Here is a 556-nt window from a genome sequence, read left to right as displayed (position 1 = left end):
GGAACCCTTGTAATCCTTGGGAACCATATGAGCTGCTAAACAGGTGGGAATTAGGTCGGCTGCTAGTGCCTTGTTGGCGGTAGAAATGGCGATGAGCATTTTTAGCTCCTCCTCTACGGACAAACCGTAACCGCTTTTCACCTCTATAGTAGTAACCCCTTGTTGTAAATGCCTATTGGCACGTTCTTTTATTCCCCTTACCAGTTTTGCAGAATTGGATTTCCTGGTCTGGGTAACGGTATCCCAGATTCCTCCCCCGGCTTGGGCAATTTCTAAATAGGTCTTCCCGGCGTTTCTAAGTGCATAGTCGTTGGCCCTACTACCCCCAAAACAGATGTGGGTATGGGCATCTATAAATCCAGGAAAACAAACCATGTCCTCCTCTATTGGGAGGATCCTGGCGTTTAAATCTTTGGCTTCGATTTGTAGGTCCGCAAACGGTCCCACCGCGTAGATTTTCCCATCTTCGGTGAGTACCCCCGCATCTTGGATGAGTGGTAGTTGATGATCCTGTAGGGCGCCCTTTAATGGTAATCCAGACATGGTTAATAGCTGT

General features: G+C 48.0%; 1 pseudogene. It reads right to left on the bottom strand.

What is annotated here, in order from left to right:
• Positions 1 to 556, bottom strand: a pseudogene (locus tag F1E73_RS17300) (imidazolonepropionase); the annotation flags it as partial.

Source organism: Arenibacter lacus (assembly GCF_008711145.1).
In the GTDB taxonomy this organism is placed as follows: domain Bacteria; phylum Bacteroidota; class Bacteroidia; order Flavobacteriales; family Flavobacteriaceae; genus Arenibacter; species Arenibacter amylolyticus.
This window is presented reverse-complemented; position numbering and strand designations above follow the sequence as displayed.